This window comes from Thermodesulfobacteriota bacterium (assembly GCA_040757775.1).
Taxonomy (GTDB): domain Bacteria; phylum Desulfobacterota; class UBA8473; order UBA8473; family UBA8473; genus UBA8473.
Genome location: JBFLWQ010000004.1, coordinates 110,759 through 127,185, shown reverse-complemented (window position 1 = coordinate 127,185; position 16,427 = coordinate 110,759). Strand labels below are relative to the sequence as shown.

The following is a 16,427-nucleotide window of genomic DNA, read 5'->3' as shown; positions in this document are numbered from 1 at the left end:
TATATGGTATTATCCAGGAAAATTATGTAAGGATATGTTATGAGAGGTGAATTGCTCTGCATAGGCCATCGCGGTGCCATGGGACACGAACCTGAAAACACCCTTCTTTCGATAGAAAAGGCTATCAGCCTGGGGGCATCGTGGGTAGAGATAGATGTCTGCTTTGTGGACGGCCACTTAATCGTTATTCATGACAATCGGCTCGAACGCACAACTGATGGTACTGGATATATAAACGATAAGACATTCGGATATCTGCGTTCACTCAACGCTGGAAAAGGCCAGAAGATTCCAACGCTAGAAGAGGTATTCGCAATCGTCAATGGTAGGGCTGGCTTGAATATAGAACTGAAGGGATTCCAAACTACGAAGCCTGTAGTCTCTTTAATCAGGAAACAGCTTGACCAGGGTTGGGGCTATGAAAGTATATTAGTGTCGTCGTTTAATCACCGCGAGCTGCTTAATGCGAAGAAGCTTGATTCTAAAGTACTTACCGGTGCACTTATCGTAGGTCTCCCTGTTGATAATGCAGCATTTGCCGAAAGACTGGGCTGCTATTCGGTACACCTGTCCATTGACTTCATAGATGAGTTTTTTGTCAATGATGCCCACAAACGCGGGCTAAAAGTATTTGTGTTTACCGTAAATGACCCCGAAGACATCGCACGCATGGAGTTGCTTGGGGTTGACGGGGTATTTACAGACTACCCGGAGCGAGTTGTTAAAACAAAAGGTTAGATCACCAGTTACCACGAATAAAGCAAGAATTCTATGGGAGAAGCAGAATGAATCTAAAACCAGTATTAATAGAAGCCAGAGATCTGCCCGATGCCTGGTTTCAATGTATAGCACGGATACTTGAAGTCGGGAATAATTACAAAATCACAAAGGGAAGTTATGAAGGGGCTGTCAGAAGGGAGTTTGATTACATCACCGTTCATATAAAACACCCTGGGGCGAGACCGCTTATCCCTGATATCCCTCCCGGGCTTGGCATTCCTCCTCCAACAACCATGGAATACGTCGAGCAGTACCTTCCATACCTCATGACTGACAAGGTAGAGCCAAATGAGACCTATACTTATGGTCAAAGGCTATTCGGTTTTAAGCAGGTCGAGAAGGTAATAGAGATGTATAAGAAAGGGCATGGGACAAACCAGGCAGCAATGGAAATCGGGAGACCGGAGGATTGCGGAACAGAGGATCCGCCATGCCTCCGCCTGATCGACACAAAAGTAAAGGATGGAAAACTCCACTTTGCCCTGTATTTTAGATCATGGGATTTGTGGGCAGGATTTCCATCCAATCTGGCTGCCATCCAGATACTTAAGGAATATATGGCGTCTGAGATTGGAGTGGAGGACGGAGAAATAATTGCCAGTTCAAAGGGACTGCACTTATATGATTACTCCTTTGATCTGGCAAAGATCAGAACCTACAGGATGGAAGGTACCATAAGAGGGTAAAGATGGCATACCGGTAGCAGAAACCCTGCTTCTCAAAATGAGAGTGGGGTTTTTTGCTTTGAGGAGGTTTTTGGAAAGAGAGGGAATAAGAATATGTTAGAAAATGCTTGACAAGATATTTTATATATGCTATAGCATTATAACATATATTACGGAGTGGGTATGCTTGATATACGTGACATAAGTAAAGTTGTAAAAGAACTGAGGGTCATGCTGAACTTGAGCCAGGAAGAGCTTGCAGCAAAACTTGGCGTTTCATTCGCGACGGTTAACCGCTGGGAAAACGAGAGGATAATCCCCCGGGGAAAAGCCAGAGAAGCTATTTTGGACTTAATTGAGCAGTCGGGCATTGATCAAAGCGCGCTAACAAATAGTGAAAATAACCAGACCTTTCAATCTAGACGTCGCCGGAAATCCAAAGAGGATATTTTAAGTACAAAGTCCATGGAGCAGATGCTCTGGAGCGCAGCCTGCTCTATTCGGGGGGAAAAGGATGCACCCAAATTTAAGGATTATATCCTTCCCCTGATATTTATTAAACGGCTTTCCGATGTATTCGAAGATGAGGTTGAACGGTTAGCAGAAAGATATGGAGACAAAGAGACAGCCCTCTCAATTATTGAAGCTGACCACGGCTTGGTGCGCTTCTTTATACCACCTGAGGCACGGTGGCCGGTAGTGAGTGGCCGGGAGCAGTTTGACTGGTCATGGGACCGAAAGCCCAAAACTCTTGGCGAACAGCTAACCATAACCATGCGAGCTATTACAAAGCATAACCCGAATCTCAGCGGGGTAATCGATATTGTTGATTATAATGAAACCCGCAACAATGAGCGCGAAATCAGCGATGCTGCATTGTCCGGTGTGATCGAAACAATTTCTGACCCCCGATACCGTCTTGGCCTCTATGATGTAGAGCCGGATTTTCTTGGCCGTGCCTATGAATATCTGTTGAGAAAATTTGCTGAGGGGCAGGGACAGAGTGCGGGTGAGTTTTTTACGCCGACAGAAGTTGGGTGGCTCATGGCCTATATTGTGCGGCCGCGTCAGGGTGAGGAAGTTTATGACTATGCCTGCGGGTCGGCCGGGCTTCTGATCAAGTGCGAGCTTGCGCTACAGGAACGGGAAATCAAGGTGCGGCGTCCTTTAAAGCTCTACGGACAGGAGCTTACCGGCTCGAGCTATGCTATTGCCCGGATGAATATGGTGGTCCACGACATGGAGGGCGAGATCGTTCGCGGCAATTCCATGACCAATCCCAAATTCAAGCAGTCTGATTCAAGCCTGAAGAAGTTCGATATTGTTGTTTCAAATCCTATGTGGAATCAGCCTTTTAATACAGCAGTATATGACAATGATCCTTTTGACCGTTTTGAATCCCAGGGCGGTATTACTACCAGCAAAGCAGACTGGGCATGGCTGCAAAATACAGTTGCATCGTTGAATGATCATGGCCGTGCTGCAGTTGTCATTGACACCGGGGCAGTTACCCGGGGCAGCGGGAGTAAGACCGAGGACCGAGAAAAAAAGATTCGCAAATGGTTTGTGGATAATGATTTGATCGAAGGGGTTATCTTACTGCCGGATAACCTTTTCTATAATACCACGGCTGCGGGAATAATCATAGTATTCAATAAAGCCAAGCCGCCCGCACGAAAGGGCAAAATTGTCCTGGTTAATGCCAGCCGGGAATTCAAGAAAGGGCAGCCAAAGAACTATATTCCTGATGAAAGTATCCGTAAAATAGCAGACGCTTTTATTAAAGGTGAGGATATTGAACGGTTTTTAAAGGTAATCACGCGAGAGCAGGCAGCAGACAATGATTATAACCTTTCACCCTCACGATATGTTGATATTACCGAAAAGGAAGCCTACCGAAGCATTCCGGCAATTTTGGAAGAACTTGTGGGGCTGGAGAAGAAAGCAGATGAAGCAGATGAGGAGCTCCAAGAGATTTTCAGAAAGATGGGGTTCGGAAAATAATGGCTTGACTTTTCTCCCCTGTGGTGTTACTTTTACCACATGGTAAAATATTTACCACAATCCCGGATAAAAAAGAAATAAAAGGGAAAGAAGGGAGAAAAGGCCATGTTTGGAGAATTTATTAAAGAGAAGAGGCTAAGCAAGGGGCTGGGCCTGAGAGAGTTTTGCAAAATGATTGAAGTAGATGCCAGCAATTGGAGTAAAGTGGAGCGCGGTGTGCTTGCACCTCCTCAGGATGAGGGAAAATTAAAAAAAATTGCTCTGGCGCTGGATATTGAATTCGAATCGGTCTTGTGGAGGGAAATGAAAGACAAGGCAAGTATCACTGCTGGCGTTATCCCTCAGGACATTCTATCTGATACAAAGGCATTAAATTCTTTGCCCATGTTTTTCAGAACGCTCAGGAGTGAAAAACCTACCCTGGAAGACTTAGAAAAATTAATTCAGATGATAAAAAAGGGGAAAGAGTAATTTGGATTATAGTGAGTTCAAGTGCAGGTGGATTGATTCAAAAGAACTCTGGGAAAAAGCGGATAGGGTTCGAGAAGAATACTGGCACGACAACAAGTTACCGATCAATACGGAAAAAATTGTGGAGTTCGGGCTCAGACTGGATATCGAACCAATACATAACCTTCTGTCTACGATTGATATAGACGCCTATTTAAAAATGGACTTAACGGGAATCGTAGTAGATTATGACTGTTATATGAGTGAGAAATTTGCAAACCGCATGCGTTTTTCATTTGCCCATGAACTGGGACACCTTTTTCTCCACAGGGATATCTATACAAGACTCGATGTTACATCACCGGAGGAGTGGAAAAACTTTATTCTCAATGTGCCGGAAAATGAATATCGCAGCTTTGAATGGCAGGCCAATGAATTTGCAGGACGCTTGCTGGTGCCCCACGCGCATCTGGCAGTAGAAGTAAATAAATCCTATGAAACCATAAAGAAAAATAATTTAACCACCTTTATGAAAACTGATTCTGACGCAGTATTATCACGAATTTCGCCAACGTTGTGTAGACCTTTTGGAATTTCAACAGACGTTATCGAAATCAGGGTAAAAAGGGAGGGCTTATGGCCACCATCTGAATTGTAACACAGTTATGACTCGGAGCATTAAATACCTCTATGACCACCACCTTAACCCCCACAGGAGGCTGTGTAGCTGGCCTGCCCTGAGCACTATTTATTCCTTCGATAAACCTCAGGATGAACGGTGTCGAGGGGTTCAGGGTAACGGTGTTCAAGGCCACCCAGAAAGATACCCAGAAAATGACATTTGACGAGAAAATTATAGCGGTGATGAAGAATAATCCAAAAGTAACGAGGCATGATATAGCATCGCTGCTGGGTACAAGTCCGAACACAATAAAGGTTCACATAGCCAAGTTAAAAAAGGAAGGAAGGTTAAAACGTATCGGCCCGGATAAAGGCGGGTATTGGGAAGTTGAATAAAATGAAGATTGGAATTAAGCAAGGGAAATAATGAGATGCGATCTGACTGGATAAAGACCTATTTAGGTAATGAAATATCGCTGCAATATGGCAAGGCTTTGCCAAAGAATGACAGGTTAGCAGGGGACCATCCTGTTTTTGGCTCGAATGGGGTTGTTGGGTTCCACAATGAAGCGTTAGTAAATGGCCCAGGCATTATTGTTGGCCGGAAAGGTTCCTGTGGCGCTGTGCATTTCTCAACATCTGACTTCTGGCCTATAGACACCACTTATTATGTTGCTTTAAGGAAAGATCATGATTGGCGCTTTATGGCTTTTTTCTTGAGCACCTTTGGATTGTGCGAGATGAACTTGCATAGCACCATTCCGGGTTTAAACAGAGAAGATGTTTACAAGCTTGAATGTCTTCTCCCTTCTCTCCCCGAACAGCAAAAAATCGCTGCCATTCTTTTTAAAATTCAACAGGCAATTGAGGTTCAGGAATCCATTATCGAGCGCCTGCAAGAACTGAAAAAATCAACCATGCAGCATGTCTTTACCTATGGCTTGCGAGGTGAAAAAACCAAGGAGACGGAGATCGGTAGGATACCGGAGAGTTGGGAGGTTGGTACTTTGGAGAAATTGTGTGTACTTAAAAAAGAAACTTGTGTTCCTAATGAATGTCAAACCAAAGTCTATATTGGCTTGGAACACATTGAGTCTGGGAGATTTTTCTTGAAGCGACACGGCTCACCATCTGAGGTTCAGAGCGCTAAACATCAGTTTGCACCTAATGACATACTTTACGGTAAGCTTCGGCCCTATTTGGATAAAGCTGTGGTTGTTAATAATTATGGCATTTGTTCAACGGATATTTTGGTTTTAACTCCGGCGAAAGATGTTCCGGCGGTCTTCATTGTAGGATTATTGCATTTACAAAAATTTCTTGACTATGCTATCCAAACAACAGGGGGATTAAATCATCCGAGAACATCATGGGCTTCCTTAAAAAAATTTGCCGTTCCTCTTCCGACCGTTAACGATCAATTGGAAATTGCTCATATTCTTAAAACACTTGAGGAAAAGATACAACTTTGCGAGGAAAAGAAATCTGCCCTTCAAGACCTGTTCAAAACCATGCTGAACAAACTGATGACCGGAGAGATTAGGGTGAGGGATTTGGAGGTTGATTTATCGGAAGAATCCGCAGGCTGAAGCCTGCGGCTACCAAGCCTGCGGCTACCATATTTGGGGAAACAACATAAGTACACAAAATTGGTAGTAGTAGGTAGCCGCAACCTTTAGGTTGCGAGGGAATTTCTTTCACACTGGGCCTTTCTAACGGGGTAAATAGAAGAGACAACAGAAAAATTAATTAACGTAGGATTGCCAGCAGGCAGTCCTAAAGGAGGAAAAGATGGCAAAAGAGAAACCGCAATCATTTCCAATGCTCCCGGTTGCGCACTGGTGGACACTCCGGGAACGGTTCAGGCAGAGCATGCCCGGCGTCGTAACGGATAATTACCTTGCCACTGCACTTAGCACGCAGCCCATGTCTGCCCGCACTAATGTGCTTCCATATTTGAAGGATATGGGTCTGATTGACAACGAAGGAAAAACTCAGGAATTGGCGAAAGCGTGGCGTGACGATGAGCAATATGCTGAGGTCTGCCGAAAGATACGTAAGGAAATTTATCCTGATGAGTTAATTGCCGCAGTGCCAAATCCGTCCATAGATCGCAGCGCCGCAGAACGATGGTTTGCCAACCATACCGGCGCTGGAAGTGCGGCAGTCAAACGCATGGCCGCAATATATACAGTCATCTCTGAAGGCGACGTATCGAAAAAACTACAGAAGGAAAGGCAAAAGGAGCGTGCCACCACACGGAAGGGTACTGCCAAAGCCGATAAGAAGAAATCCGCTCCATCGAGTACTTCACAAGCCATCCATCCCGTGCCCTCTCTAGGTGATACTCCCGCCTTGCCGGGAGTAAACATCAACCTGCAGATTCATATCTCGTCAGACGCGACGCCAGACCAGATAGACAAGATATTTGAGAGTATTGCAAAACATATATACAGGAAATAATGACCAATGGCATCACTCGCTCGCCAAGTGCTCGAAATAGCAAAGAAGATCCAATCGGAGGCACCCGTAACCTACGTTCCTCCCTCAGAAGGAACGCGTCCACGAAGTCAGAGCGTTCTCCCACGCGCTCTGTTCACAAATACCCGAGGGTATATCGAGCGGGTAGTTGACCAAATCAATGGGTGTTATGAAAATGGCTGGTTCGATGGCTGTGCCGTTATGATGCGGAGACTCCTGGAAACTCTAATCATCGAGTCTTTCGAAGCCCACAACCTAGCTCACAAGATCAAAGATCATAAAACCGGTGATTTTCTCTACCTTTCTGACCTTATTTCCAAGGCACTTCAGGAACCATTATGGAATCTAGGACGCAACACAAAAAGAGCATTACCAAGCCTGAAGTCCATTGGTGATCAATCTGCGCACAGCCGTCGATACAACGCCCACAGGGAGGATATTGATAAGCTGATACCTGATTTCCGAACTGTCTGCCAGGAATTTATTTACTTGGCTAAACTAAAATAGGACCGGAATGCTCCACCTGAGCGCTATTCCGCTTGAACTCCATAGCGGTAGGTGAGCTTTGACGCCAGCCAGATAAATATATGGATAGTCTTTCGCAAAACATTCAAAAGCCCCGTAGCTATTCGAGTTAAATTATGATTTCAGACAATAAAAATGAAATTATTATCTATCGGAAGGTACGACAGCCCCAGTAAAAATAATTGAGCAGGCAATTTTTTTAATTCGTGGACAAAGAGTAATATTGGATATTGATCTCGCCACCCTTTACAGTGTGGCAACAAAAGTTCTAAATCAGGCTGTCTCACGAAACGCGCGAAGATTTCCAGCAGATTTTATGTTTCGGCTGACAAAAAAGGAAAAAGATGAACTGGTCACAAATTGTGACCGGTTACGGCGACTCAAACACTCTTCTGTACTGCCGAGAGCATTTACAGAACAGGGAGTGGCAATGCTGTCGAGTGTGCTAAAAAGTGAACGAGCAATAGATGTCAATGTCGAAATTATGCGAGCATTCGTCAGTCTCCGACAGATGTTAACTGTACACAAAGACCTTGAATTTAAAATAAAAGAACTGGAAAAGAAATATGACGATCAATTTAAAATTGTTTTTGATGCCATCCGCGCCTTAATGCAGCCTCCTGAAAAACCAAGAAAAAGGATTGGTTTTGAGGTGAAGGAACAAAGAGTTTCCTACGGTGGAAAGGCCAAGAAAAGGCAAGGATAAACTTTGTAAAACATTCAAACGCCACATAGATATTCGAGTTAAATCATGATGCCTGTAAACCTTGGTACCGAAACATCCACTGTTCAGCAGCCGATCATCAAATATGCAAGTGAGATCGGTTGGCAGATCGTTTCAAGCGACGATGCCCTTACATTAAGAATGGGGGAAAACGGGACACTGTTTTACCGCGTCATTCAAGATAAACTTATCAAACTGAACCCTGGATTGGTGACCGGGGAAAGCGCTCCTGAAATTGTTAGAGATATAGAGGCGGTGCGTAACAACATCGAAGGGAATGCAGAGGTCCTATCATGGTTGCGGGGTGAGCAGAGTATCTATGATGAAAAAGAGAAGCGGCGCCGGAATATAACGGTGGTTGATTTTAAGGATGTTACGAAAAATATTTTTCAGGTTACTGATGAATGGCAGTATGCCAACGGCAGAGAAACAAACCGGGCAGACATCATGTTTCTTATTAATGGCATACCGGTTGCCATTGTTGAAACCAAAAGCGCCAAGAAGGCAAATGCTATTGAGGAGGCTTTGATTCAGATACGGGAATATCACAATGAAACACCGGAGATGCTTACTGCTCCGCAGGTGTTTGACATCACCCACTTAATTGACTTTTATTACGGCTCCACATGGAACCTTGAACGCAAGGATATCTTTAACTGGAAAGATGAAGAGAAGGGAAATTTTGAGAAAAAGGTTAAACACTTTTTTGACAGGGAACGGTTCCTGAAGATGTTGAAAGAGTGGATACTGTTTTATGTGAAGGATGATGAGCTGAAAAAAACAATTTTGCGACAGCATCAGACCCGGGCGGTTGAGAAGGTAGTGCAGCGGTGTGCTGATAGGGGCAAGAAGACCGGGCTAGTGTGGCATACCCAGGGGGCAGGGAAAACCTTTACCATGATTACTGCGGCGCGGCAGATTCTTACAAACAAGGAGGTTTTCGGTAAAGCAACGGTTATTCTGATGATTGACCGCAATGAGCTTGAAGGACAGCTTTCTGGATGGGTGGAGCGGATACTTGGTGAATTAAAATCATTTGATATTAGCATTGAACCTGCTACCAGCAAGGCACGTCTGAGGGAGTTACTTGTATCAGATTTCCGCGGGCTGATCATCTCCATGATTCATAAGTTTGAGAGAATCGATAAGGGTATCTGTACCAGGGATAATGTTATTGTGCTGGTGGATGAAGCGCACCGGTCTTTAGGAAGGGACCTCGGAAACTACATGGTAGGAGCTCTCCCCAATGCAACCCTGATTGGATTTACCGGCACCCCGATTGACAAAACAGCATACGGTAAGGGCACATTCAAGATTTTCGGTAAAGAGGACAAAACCGGCTATTTGGATAAATACTCTATCGCCGAGTCTATAGAAGACGGCACAACCCTTTCGCTCAATTATACGCTTGCGCCCAATGATATTCGTGTGCCTCGGGAGCAGCTCGAAAAAGAATTCCTTGAACTGATAGATGCTGAAGGGATCAGTGATGTTGAAGAACTGAACAAAATTCTTGATAAGGCAGTCAATCTCAAAACATTTTTAAAATCAGAAGACAGGATAAGAAAGGTTTCTGCCTTTGTTGCTCAGCATTTCAAGGAATCTATTGAACCTTTGGGTTATAAGGCATTTCTTGTAGCAGTTGACCGTGAGGCCTGCGCGCTGTATAAAGAGGAACTTGATAAGATTCTGCCTCCCGAATACACCTTACCGGTATACACTGCCACCCAACATGACAGTGAAAAATATCCTCTGGTGCATAAATACCAGCTCTCAGAGATTGAGGAAAAAAATGCCCGTAAGCTTTTCCCCAAACCGAAAACCATACCCAAGATATTTATTGTTACCGATAAACTCCTGACCGGTTTTGATGCCCCAATACTTTACGGCATGTATCTCGATAAGCCCATGAGAGATCATGTGCTGCTGCAGGCCATTGCGAGGGTAAATCGTCCCTATGAGGAGGAAGGCGACATCAAGAAACCCTGCGGGCTGGTGGTAGACTTTGTGGGGATATTTGAAAAACTGGAAAAGGCCCTCGCCTTTGATTCTGACGTGGTAAGCGGTGTTATCAAGAATCTTGACGTGCTTAAAGCACAATTTTTTGATCTCATGACCGGTGAAGCTCAGAAGTATCTTGCTCTGACCCGCGGCATGATTGATGACAAAGCAGTCGAGGCTGCAATAGATGCTTTTGTTGATCAAGAGGCAAGAGAAGAATTTTACAAGTTTTTCAAAGAGCTCGAAATGCTTTATGAAATATTATCCCCATCGCCTGATTTGCGAGATTATGTAGATGATTTTGGGAAGCTTTCTGTACTCTATCAGATTGTCCACAATGCCTTTAAAAAAAAGACCGTTTTATATAGTGATATCGCCAGAAAAACCGAGCTGCTGGTGCGGGAAAAGGTCACCACCTACGGGCTGAAGACCACAATGCCGGTAGTGAAGATTGACGAAAACACTCTTCATGCAATAAAGGATAGCGGTACATCAGACAAATCAAAGGTAATAAACCTGATAAACAGCATCGGCAAAACCGTCAACGATGAAGCAGAAGAAAACCCATACCTCAGGACAATAGGTGAGCGTGCTGAGCAGATTCAGGAAGCATTCGATGACCGGCAGATATCAACTAAACAAGCTCTAAAAAAAATCGAAGAGCTTATTCATGAGATTGTTGAAGCCCGGCGACAGCAGAAAGAAACAGACTTTGATATCAATACATTTACGATTTTCTGGATTCTCAAGCAAGAAAAGATAGAGAATCATAAAAAGATTGCACCGGCAGTTAACAGTGTGTTTGAACGATTCCCGGACTTTAAGGACAATCCAGCAGAGCTGCGAGAACTCAAGGCTGAACTTTACAAGCTGGTACTTCCCATTTTTGGAAAAGAACGCATGGTCGGGATAGTTGAAAAACTTTTGAAACTGAACCGCAAATGACACCGAAAAAAAGTAACCATAAAGAAAGGCTAAATAATTTTGATGAATTTAAGGCTGAAGTCAACCGATGGGTTGAAAAGATAAAAGTTAGACCCCGGCAGCTTAGAATTCAGACTATGAAAAAGAAGTGGGCATCCTGTTCTTCAAAAGGGTTGGTATGCTTCAGTACCGATCTTCTTAAAGAACCAATAGATTTTCAGAAATATGTGATAATTCACGAGCTGCTGCATTTACAGATTCCTAATCATGGCAGGCTATTTAAAAGTCTAATGAGTGCATACCTACCTGACTGGGGAAATATACTAAAACAACGGAACACTAAGTTAGAAAGAGAAATATAGACGTTGTGATACAATTTGCGAAGGAATGGGCTGTTGATTCACAAATCGCTTAGCGTTCCAAGAGGCTCTAAATAAAGGGATTTATCAGTATCTTAGGCTCTAATAAGCAATGTGGTGACGGGGAAGGTAAGGGTTTTATAATTGCAAACTATCATGCAAAGGGGTAAAATAAATAAAAAATCAATAAAGAGAGGTGAAGTACATGAATCTGAAAATGGCAGATGAAACCAAACTTAAAGAAATAGTAAAAGAAGCAGTAAAAGATGCTCTCGAAGATGAAATAATGAAGATGAGATTATTGTTTGCGCCGTATGTTTCCGATGAAGAACAGAAAGAGATTGAAAAGAGTTATGACAAACCCTCAAAAGAGATTGCAAGAACTTTGGTTTTAGAGGAATAACTGATGTGGAAAGTAGGTATAACAAACTTATTAATGGGAGGTGACATTATGTTAACGGTATCAAAATGGCTTTTCATAATAGCCGGTGCTTTATTTATCATAGAATCAATACTTATAATTGCCGGAGTCCGGACTCTCCTTTTTGGTTGGCCTCTGCCCTGTCCGGTAGCCTTCCTTCTTCTGGGTGCAGGGCTTCTTCTTTTTGCAATCGGCAGCAATGCCTTCAAAAAGGAGTAATGTTACTTATATCTCCTTTTGCCTGTTAAGATAAATAAAAAGAGGAATAAATATTAATGATTAACCTAATAATTCTATTCATATACAAGAGGAGGCCGAGATGCAAAAAAAGAGGCTATTGATGAACGTTTGTGTTTCTTTAGGTTTCATATTTTTGTTGAATGTATCTTCGCACGCTGGAAACGTGAGGGGGGTGACCGAGGACGTGATAAAGATTGGTGTAATAATCGATCTTACAGGTCCTACATCTAACATTGGCACGGTTGTAATTGAAGCTTATCGAAACTTTATACGGCATTTAAATGATCAGGGAGGGGTACACGGAAGGAAAATCAAGTTGACTGTGGAGGACGACCGTTATTCCATACCCGCGGGGATAGCTGCGTTTAAGAAACTCGTTTTTCGCGATCAGGTCCTCGCGATCATGGGACCGATGTCTACTGCGGAGACAAAAACGTTGCTTATGCAGATTGAAAGGAATAAGATGGTTATGCTGCCATGGGCCCCTGATGAGTCGGTAAGGGTCCCGTACAAGAGGTATGTATTTCCTGGGAACGGCTTCTATTCTGATGAATTCGGAATTCTCTTCAATCATATTATCAATGAATTGAAGGCTGTCAACCCCAAAATAGCCTTGTGCTATCCCGATGTGGAAGCTGGCAAGCTCATCAAAAAGCATGCGGAGGATTGGGCCAGCTTCTATCGTCTGAAGCTGCACATGGAGGTTATACCTCTAGGTCTTATTGATGTTACGTCTCAAATCCTGAGTATGAAGAGAGCCGAGGTAACCCATGTATTAATATTTCACGTCGCACCTGGTATAATCGGTATGCTTAAAGACATGAGAAAGTTTGGGTTGGACATACCTTCGTTCGGGTTATCCCCCGGGTGCACAGAAGACGTTGTCAGAATTGCAGGCAAAGCGTCTGGAAACTATAAAGCGACCGGTCAGCACAGCTCATGGTATGAGGATTATACTGCTGTGAAAAAGATGAGGGAAATAAGCTTGAAATATAACCCTGACGCCGAGAAAGCTTATGGATTCAAGCTGTATTCATTCGGGTGGCTTATAGCTACTATTTTGGAACAGGGGTTAAGGAGGGCAGGAAAAGATTTGGATGGGGAGAAACTGGCGGATGCGCTGGAGACCTTAAAGGATTTTGACACGGGTGGTTTGTCGAGCCCTGTTACCTATACTCCTACCATGCACCACGGGCTTAGGTATAATAAACTTTTCAGGGCTGATCCTGCAAGTGGCAGATTGGTACCTATAACTGATTGGGTGCTGCCACCCTCTAGAAAATGAACTGAATTTCTTATGTTAAATTTGCTATCAGGATTTATAAAGGCAGGACCGAATAACCCTGCCTTTTTTATTTCTAGGTATATTGGTTTAAATAATTATTTCAATCCTACTTCACAAAAGAAAAAAAGGATTAGGTAATTAACCTAACCCCCCCCTGAAATTACTTGGTGGTCCCAACGGGGATCGAACCCGTGTTTTCGGCGTGAGAGGCCGATGTCCTAGGCCACTAGACGATGGGACCATTCTCGATTTAAAAAGGTTTTTGTATATCCTGACAGATATATAGAACAAACAGAGTCAATAGTCAATTACTTATTGAGTATGGAAACAACCTTTTTCCCTATATCTGCAGGGTTAACCACGACATTTATTCCTGCATCTTCCCACGCCTTCATCTTCTCTGCTGCAGTTCCCTTACCACCTGATATTATAGCTCCGGCATGTCCCATCCTTTTGCCAGGGGGGGCAGTCTGACCGGCTATAAAACCAACTACAGGTTTACTCATCTCCTTTTTAACAAACTCTGCGGCTTCTTCCTCTGCATTCCCCCCTATCTCACCTATAATTGTAACCAGGTGGGTTTCGGGGTCAGCCTCAAATAATTCCAATATATCTACAAAAGTAGACCCTGCGATAGGGTCGCCCCCTATCCCAACTGACGTGGATTGTCCCACTCCCAGGTTCGTCAGCATATTAATTACTTCATAGGTCAATGTCCCACTGCGGGAGATAACACCTACATTTCCCTTTTTATGGATGAAGTTAGGCATAAACCCTATCTTACCAACATCAGGTGTCGTGATTCCGGGACAGTTTGGGCCGATAAGGTAAGAGCCCGTCCCTTTCAATGCCTTTTTTACCTTTACCATCTCCAGGGCAGGGATGCCTTCAGTCATACAAACTATCAGCTTAATACCAGCTTCTATTGCCTCCAGGATAGCATCGGGAGCAAAGGAAGCAGGGACATAAATACCAGAGGCATTTGCCCCTTCCTTCTCTACAGCATCGATAACCCTGTTGTAAATAGGGATACAGTCAAAGTCTGTTCCACCTTTTCCAGGGGTTACACCGGCTACCACTTTACTTCCGAAGCTAATTGCTTCCCTTGTATGGAAGCTTCCCTCGCCCCCTGTAATCCCCTGGACTAGTATTCTGCACTGTTCATTCAATAAAATACTCATCTAATCCCTCCTTGCTGCCTTCTATACGAGAGCTACTACCTTCTGGGCTGCTTCAAAAAGCCCCTCGGCTACTTCAAACTTAAGTTTTGATTCTTCAAGAAGTTTTCTGCCTTCCTCCACATTGGTACCCTGTAGCCTCACTACCATAGGTAAATTCAGGTTCATCTTTGAAGCAGCTTCTATTACTCCGCTGGCTACCCTGTCACATCGCAGAATCCCCCCAAATATATTTACAAGTATTGCCTTGACGTTTTTATCGGAAGTTAAAATCCTAAATGCCTTCTCAATCCTTTCAGCGGTAGCACCCCCTCCCACATCGAGGAAATTGGCAGGCTCGCCCCCTGCCAGTTTTATAAGGTCCATAGTTGCCATGGCAAGACCGGCCCCATTTACCATACAACCTACATTTCCATCCAATTTGATGTAATTGACCCCAGTATTTGATGCCTCTATCTCCAGTGGCTCTTCTTCATCTAAGTCCCTCAATCCTTTAATCTCCGGATGCCGGTACAGTCCATCATCATCAAAGTTCATCTTGGCATCCAGTGCCAACAGGTCTCCCCCCTTTGTCAAAACAAACGGGTTTATTTCTATCAGGGTCGCGTCCTTTTCCATAAAAATCCTATACAGCATCTCTATTATTTTAGATGCCTTAGAGACAATGGATTTGTCCATGCCCAGACCATATGCCAGTTTACGCCCCTGGAAGCTGCTAAAACTCCCGACCGGATTTGCCCCAACCTTGATAATCTTTTCCGGACTTTTGGAAGCAACCTCTTCGATCTCCATACCTCCTGCCTCAGAGGCCATTATCACTGGCTGTTCCTGATCCCTGGACCTATCGATCACGATGCCCAAATACAATTCCTTCTCTACATCCAATGCCTCTTCTACTAAAACCCTCTTCACCTTCTTTCCTTCCGGGCCTGTCTGGTGGGTAACAAGGTTCATCCCTATTATCTCCCTTGCCACCTTCTCTGCCTCCTGAGGGGAATCGGCAGTCTTAACTCCACCACCTTTCCCTCTGCCACCGGCATGAATCTGTGCCTTTATAACAACCTTTCTGCCTATTCTGTTTGCTATCTCCCTTACTTCCTCAGGGGTATCCGCCACATCTCCATCAGGTATTGGTATCCCGTATTCTACAAATATCCTCTTTGCTTGATATTCATGAATCTTCATTCTGTCTCCACCTCCGATATCCTATCTTGCATACTTTTTCATACCTTCAACATAAAGATTATTGCCGTATATGTCCTGGGCTACTATTGCAGGAAAGTTTTCTACTTCCAATCTTCTGACAGCCTCTGGGCCCAAATCCTCATAGGCTATCACTTCAGTCTTTTTTATTGATTTAGCAAGAAGTGCACCTGCCCCTCCTATTGCAGCGAAATACACACACTTATATTTCTTCATTGCTTCCACAACTTCTTGAGACCTTGCCCCTTTCCCAATCATTCCCTTTAATCCTTTGGCTATTAAATAGGGCGAGTATGCATCCATTCGGTAACTGGTAGTAGGGCCAGCGGAACCGATTACCTGTCCTGGCTTGGGAGGGGTCGGGCCTACGAAATAAATAATCTGGCCCGATATATCAAAAGGAAGCTCTTTGCCTTCATTAATAAGGTTAACCAACCTTTTGTGGGCAGCATCTCTGCCTGTGTATATAACCCCGTTTATTAAAATCTCATCCCCTATCTTCAGATTCTCGACGTCTTGATCTGATAGAGGAGTAGAGATATTTATTGGCTTAGCCATGATAAATA

The 16,427-nt window shown here is 43.9% G+C and carries 18 protein-coding genes and 1 tRNA gene; 15 read left to right on the top strand and 4 right to left on the bottom strand.

Going from position 1 to position 16,427, the window contains the following annotated elements:
- The first annotated feature begins 39 nt into the window (after positions 1–39).
- The 15 genes from AB1401_04185 (at position 40) to AB1401_04115 (ending at position 13,480) form a co-directional block, all read left to right on the top strand.
- Entirely contained in the window at positions 40–738 is a 699-nt protein-coding gene (locus AB1401_04185; GenBank protein ID MEW6614646.1) for a glycerophosphodiester phosphodiesterase family protein, read from the top strand.
- A gap of 47 nt (positions 739–785) precedes the next feature.
- Complete coding sequence (locus AB1401_04180) at positions 786–1,466, top strand: thymidylate synthase (GenBank protein MEW6614645.1); 681 nt, start codon at positions 786–788, stop codon at positions 1,464–1,466.
- Positions 1,467–1,628: 162 nt separating this feature from the next.
- Positions 1,629–3,449 (top strand): N-6 DNA methylase, encoded by a 1,821-nt coding sequence (locus AB1401_04175; protein ID MEW6614644.1) that lies wholly within the window; start codon positions 1,629–1,631, stop codon positions 3,447–3,449.
- Positions 3,450–3,554: 105 nt separating this feature from the next.
- Complete coding sequence (locus AB1401_04170; protein MEW6614643.1) at positions 3,555–3,920, top strand: helix-turn-helix transcriptional regulator; 366 nt, start codon at positions 3,555–3,557, stop codon at positions 3,918–3,920.
- Between the two features lies 1 nt (position 3,921).
- Positions 3,922–4,557: an ImmA/IrrE family metallo-endopeptidase gene (locus tag AB1401_04165; GenBank protein ID MEW6614642.1), complete on the top strand. Its 636-nt coding sequence runs from the start codon at positions 3,922–3,924 to the stop codon at positions 4,555–4,557.
- 113 nt (positions 4,558–4,670) lie between these two features.
- Positions 4,671–4,916, top strand: a complete 246-nt coding sequence (locus AB1401_04160; GenBank protein MEW6614641.1) for a winged helix-turn-helix transcriptional regulator — start codon at positions 4,671–4,673, stop codon at positions 4,914–4,916.
- A 35-nt stretch (positions 4,917–4,951) separates the two neighbouring features.
- Complete coding sequence (locus AB1401_04155; GenBank protein ID MEW6614640.1) at positions 4,952–6,109, top strand: restriction endonuclease subunit S; 1,158 nt, start codon at positions 4,952–4,954, stop codon at positions 6,107–6,109.
- Positions 6,110–6,341: 232 nt separating this feature from the next.
- Complete coding sequence (locus AB1401_04150) at positions 6,342–6,983, top strand: DUF5343 domain-containing protein (GenBank protein ID MEW6614639.1); 642 nt, start codon at positions 6,342–6,344, stop codon at positions 6,981–6,983.
- 6 nt (positions 6,984–6,989) lie between these two features.
- A complete protein-coding gene (locus tag AB1401_04145; GenBank protein ID MEW6614638.1) occupies positions 6,990–7,508 on the top strand; it encodes a DUF4145 domain-containing protein in 519 nt (172 codons plus the stop codon).
- Positions 7,509–7,704: 196 nt separating this feature from the next.
- Positions 7,705–8,232: an ORF6N domain-containing protein gene (locus tag AB1401_04140; protein MEW6614637.1), complete on the top strand. Its 528-nt coding sequence runs from the start codon at positions 7,705–7,707 to the stop codon at positions 8,230–8,232.
- A gap of 45 nt (positions 8,233–8,277) precedes the next feature.
- Positions 8,278–11,196 carry an HsdR family type I site-specific deoxyribonuclease gene (locus AB1401_04135; protein ID MEW6614636.1) on the top strand — a complete coding sequence of 973 codons (2,919 nt, stop codon included), beginning with the start codon at positions 8,278–8,280 and terminating at the stop codon, positions 11,194–11,196.
- The gene (locus AB1401_04130) at positions 11,193–11,537 is read left to right on the top strand and encodes a M48 family metallopeptidase (GenBank protein MEW6614635.1); all 345 of its coding nucleotides are present in this window, start codon (positions 11,193–11,195) and stop codon (positions 11,535–11,537) included. Before AB1401_04135 ends, AB1401_04130 begins: the two co-directional genes overlap by 4 nt.
- A gap of 202 nt (positions 11,538–11,739) precedes the next feature.
- Positions 11,740–11,937: a hypothetical protein gene (locus AB1401_04125; GenBank protein MEW6614634.1), complete on the top strand. Its 198-nt coding sequence runs from the start codon at positions 11,740–11,742 to the stop codon at positions 11,935–11,937.
- Between the two features lie 48 nt (positions 11,938–11,985).
- The gene (locus AB1401_04120) at positions 11,986–12,174 is read left to right on the top strand and encodes a hypothetical protein (protein MEW6614633.1); all 189 of its coding nucleotides are present in this window, start codon (positions 11,986–11,988) and stop codon (positions 12,172–12,174) included.
- 100 nt (positions 12,175–12,274) lie between these two features.
- Positions 12,275–13,480, top strand: a complete 1,206-nt coding sequence (locus AB1401_04115; GenBank protein MEW6614632.1) for an ABC transporter substrate-binding protein — start codon at positions 12,275–12,277, stop codon at positions 13,478–13,480.
- 165 nt (positions 13,481–13,645) lie between these two features.
- On the opposite strand, the gene AB1401_04110 is transcribed toward AB1401_04115, so the two are convergent.
- The 4 genes from AB1401_04110 to AB1401_04095 form a co-directional block, all read right to left on the bottom strand.
- A tRNA-Glu gene (locus tag AB1401_04110) sits at positions 13,646–13,721 on the bottom strand.
- Positions 13,722–13,788: 67 nt separating this feature from the next.
- Positions 13,789–14,661, bottom strand: coding sequence for a succinate--CoA ligase subunit alpha (gene sucD / locus AB1401_04105; GenBank protein MEW6614631.1), 873 nt, complete (start codon positions 14,659–14,661; stop codon positions 13,789–13,791).
- Positions 14,662–14,682: 21 nt separating this feature from the next.
- Positions 14,683–15,843, bottom strand: a complete 1,161-nt coding sequence (gene sucC / locus AB1401_04100; protein MEW6614630.1) for an ADP-forming succinate--CoA ligase subunit beta — start codon at positions 15,841–15,843, stop codon at positions 14,683–14,685.
- 21 nt (positions 15,844–15,864) lie between these two features.
- The gene (locus AB1401_04095; protein ID MEW6614629.1) at positions 15,865–16,419 is read right to left on the bottom strand and encodes a Fe-S-containing hydro-lyase; all 555 of its coding nucleotides are present in this window, start codon (positions 16,417–16,419) and stop codon (positions 15,865–15,867) included.
- Between the last annotated feature and the right edge of the window lie 8 nt (positions 16,420–16,427).

Coding starts and splice junctions, on each gene's coding strand:
- AB1401_04175 (MEW6614644.1), top strand. CDS start 1,629: ATGCTTGATATACGTGACATAAGTAAAGTTGTAAAAGAACTGAGGGTC.
- AB1401_04120 (MEW6614633.1), top strand. CDS start 11,986: ATGTTAACGGTATCAAAATGGCTTTTCATAATAGCCGGTGCTTTATTT.
- AB1401_04170 (MEW6614643.1), top strand. CDS start 3,555: ATGTTTGGAGAATTTATTAAAGAGAAGAGGCTAAGCAAGGGGCTGGGC.
- AB1401_04185 (MEW6614646.1), top strand. CDS start 40: ATGAGAGGTGAATTGCTCTGCATAGGCCATCGCGGTGCCATGGGACAC.
- AB1401_04130 (MEW6614635.1), top strand. CDS start 11,193: ATGACACCGAAAAAAAGTAACCATAAAGAAAGGCTAAATAATTTTGAT.
- AB1401_04155 (MEW6614640.1), top strand. CDS start 4,952: ATGCGATCTGACTGGATAAAGACCTATTTAGGTAATGAAATATCGCTG.
- AB1401_04160 (MEW6614641.1), top strand. CDS start 4,671: ATGAACGGTGTCGAGGGGTTCAGGGTAACGGTGTTCAAGGCCACCCAG.
- AB1401_04150 (MEW6614639.1), top strand. CDS start 6,342: ATGCTCCCGGTTGCGCACTGGTGGACACTCCGGGAACGGTTCAGGCAG.
- AB1401_04145 (MEW6614638.1), top strand. CDS start 6,990: ATGGCATCACTCGCTCGCCAAGTGCTCGAAATAGCAAAGAAGATCCAA.
- AB1401_04115 (MEW6614632.1), top strand. CDS start 12,275: ATGCAAAAAAAGAGGCTATTGATGAACGTTTGTGTTTCTTTAGGTTTC.
- AB1401_04135 (MEW6614636.1), top strand. CDS start 8,278: ATGATGCCTGTAAACCTTGGTACCGAAACATCCACTGTTCAGCAGCCG.
- AB1401_04095 (MEW6614629.1), bottom strand. CDS start 16,419: ATGGCTAAGCCAATAAATATCTCTACTCCTCTATCAGATCAAGACGTC.
- AB1401_04180 (MEW6614645.1), top strand. CDS start 786: ATGAATCTAAAACCAGTATTAATAGAAGCCAGAGATCTGCCCGATGCC.
- sucC (MEW6614630.1), bottom strand. CDS start 15,843: ATGAAGATTCATGAATATCAAGCAAAGAGGATATTTGTAGAATACGGG.
- AB1401_04125 (MEW6614634.1), top strand. CDS start 11,740: ATGAATCTGAAAATGGCAGATGAAACCAAACTTAAAGAAATAGTAAAA.
- sucD (MEW6614631.1), bottom strand. CDS start 14,661: ATGAGTATTTTATTGAATGAACAGTGCAGAATACTAGTCCAGGGGATT.